Origin of the sequence: Methylobacterium sp. J-070 (genome assembly GCF_022829385.1) — a bacterium.
Classification (GTDB): domain Bacteria; phylum Pseudomonadota; class Alphaproteobacteria; order Rhizobiales; family Beijerinckiaceae; genus Methylobacterium.
In genome coordinates, this window is the sequence record NZ_JAKSXX010000070.1 from 1 (window position 1) to 2,304 (window position 2,304).

General features: G+C 69.1%; 1 protein-coding gene and 2 pseudogenes. 1 reads left to right on the forward strand and 2 read right to left on the reverse strand.

The window, feature by feature from the left end; all coding sequences use genetic code 11:
- A pseudogene (locus tag MKL01_RS05205) lies at positions 1-539 on the reverse strand (IS630 family transposase); the annotation flags it as partial.
- 74 nt (positions 540-613) lie between these two features.
- Here MKL01_RS05205 and MKL01_RS05210 point away from each other — a divergent pair.
- The gene (locus MKL01_RS05210) at positions 614-1,642 is read left to right on the forward strand and encodes an IS110 family transposase (RefSeq protein ID WP_243904160.1); all 1,029 of its coding nucleotides are present in this window, start codon (positions 614-616) and stop codon (positions 1,640-1,642) included.
- 251 nt (positions 1,643-1,893) lie between these two features.
- Here the strand turns inward: MKL01_RS05210 and MKL01_RS05215 are convergent.
- Positions 1,894-2,235, reverse strand: a pseudogene (locus tag MKL01_RS05215) (helix-turn-helix domain-containing protein); the annotation flags it as partial.
- Positions 2,236-2,304: the final 69 nt, after the last annotated feature.

Genomic DNA, 2,304 nt, shown 5'->3' on the forward strand with positions numbered 1-2,304 from the left:
GCTTGGCGGATCGCCGCCCAGAGATCCGGGATTGTGCGGGCTGCCGCGCTGCGTAGCAGCGCCTTCAGCTTTGCGAAGGCCTGCTCAATCGGGTTGAAATCAGGGCTGTAGGACGGAAGGTAGAGCAGCCGCGCTCCTGCGGCCTCGATCGCGTCCTGCACGCCCGCAACCTTGTGGGCTGGCAGGTTATCCATGACGACGACGTCGCCCGGCTGCAGCACCGGGACCAGGGTCTCGGTGACGTAGCTGCAAAAGCGCGTGCCGTTCGTGGGACCGTCCAATAGCGCGGTGGCGCACAGCCCGCTCGAGCGCAGGGCGGCGGTGATAGTGGTGGTTTTGTAGTGGCCAAACGGGGCTGTGAGCCGGCAGCGCTCGCCGCGCGGAGCCCAACCATAGCGGCGCGCCATGTTGGTGGCAGCCGCCGTCTCATCCAGGAACACCAGCCGATCCGGATCGAGCTCGGGCTGTGCCTCGAACCACGCCTCGCGAGCAGCCCTTACGTCCGCACGCTCCTGCTCAGCTGCGTACGTCGCCCCTTTATGGATGGCCCGCCCCTCACCGGGCTACGCTGCTAGGCTTGCAGGGTAGCCGAGATGAGGAAGGGAGCGGGACGATGACGATCGCGGTTCTTGGGATCGACCTGGGCAAGAACAGCTGCAGCCTCGTCGGGCTGGACGCGGCGGGGCGGGTCGTGCTGCGCCGACGCATGCGCCGCGAGGGGGTGATCGCCTTCGGCGCGAAGCTGCCGGGGTGCGTCGTTGCGATGGAGGCCTGCTGTGGCGCCCATCACATAGGCCGCGCCCTGGCCGAGCAAGGCCACACCGTCCGGCTGATGTCGCCGGAGTACGTGCGCCCCTACGTCAAGGCGCAGAAGAACGACGACCGCGATGCCGAGGCCATCGCCGAAGCGGCCACACGCCCGACGATGCGCTTCGTGGCACTCAAGTCCGAGGCGCAGCTCGACGTGCAGACCCTGCACCGGGTCCGCGACCAGCTCGTGGGCGAGCGCACGGCGCTGACCAACCAGATCCGTTCCGTCCTGCTGGAGCGTGGCCACGTCGTGGCACAGGGGCGCGCCAAGCTCACCGCTTGCCTGGCCGCGTTGCTGGACACGGACGCGGGCGCGTCGCTCACACCGCGCATGCGCACCCTCATGGCCGAGGTGCGCGAACGCTGGCAGGATCTCGACCGGCGCATCGCCGCGCTCGACGCCGAGTTCGCCGAGCAGGCCCGCATCAACGAGGACGCTTGTCGGCTGACCACGATCCCGGGCATCGGCGCACTCAACGCAACCGCGCTGGTGGCGGCCATCGGCGACGTGGCCAGCTTCGCCCGCGGGCGCGATCTGGCGGCTTGGCTTGGTCTCGTACCGCGGCAGGTGACGACCGGCGGGAAGCCTCGGCTCGTCGGCATCACCAAGCGCGGCAGCAAGTACCTGCGCAAGACGCTGGTCCAGGGTGCCCGCGCCGCGCTGCCCTCGCTGCGCCAGAGCGACACCCATCTCGGGCAGTGGCTGCGCGGTCTGCTGGCGCGGTCGCACGTCAACACGGCGGTGGTCGCCCTGGCGGCCAAGATGGCGCGCATCGTCTGGGCGCTGCTGCGCCACGGGCGGGTCTACGAGCCGGCGGCCGTGGCCGCCTGATCCGAGTTCGGCCGACGCGGACGCGCCGGCCTTCCGATGTCTGCGGGCGGTGAGAGGAAGATGGCCTGACAGTCGACCGGTGTTCTGGAAGCCTCTCCGCAAAAATGGCGCTCGACGCCGACCCCTTTATGAGGCCCAGGACGCGCGGATCTCCATCTTGGCCAACGGCGCTGCTGGAAGGCCGGATACGTTTATGCAGACTGCACAGACCAGCGGATCCGAGCCACTTGCGGACGGGGCGGGCCATACGTTTTCCAGCTGATCCCGTGGCGGGCAAAGAAGCGCGACAGGCCGCTCGTGCTGGTCTGGACGCCTTGCTCAGCCAGCCGGTCGCGCAACTCGCGCAGGAAAAGACGCGGCTCCTGCTTGGAGATCCTCAGGATCAGCCCGGCATGCGCCTCGATGCGCTTCGAGGTGTGATCGCCGCCCATCGGCTTGGAGGCGAGTTGGCCCTCGTGGCGGAAGCGCTCCGACCACCGGCTGGCGCTCGACACACTGACCCCGAAGCGGGCTGCGGCGCGATGGCAGGAAGCGCCCGCCACCACGGCAGCCACGACACGCTCGCGCAGGTCCACAGACAGGGGTGAAGGCATAAGCAAGCTCCTTCACTCACCAACGCGCTACCCGCTAACCCGTCTCAAGCGGCGCGGGACCGGCTCTAG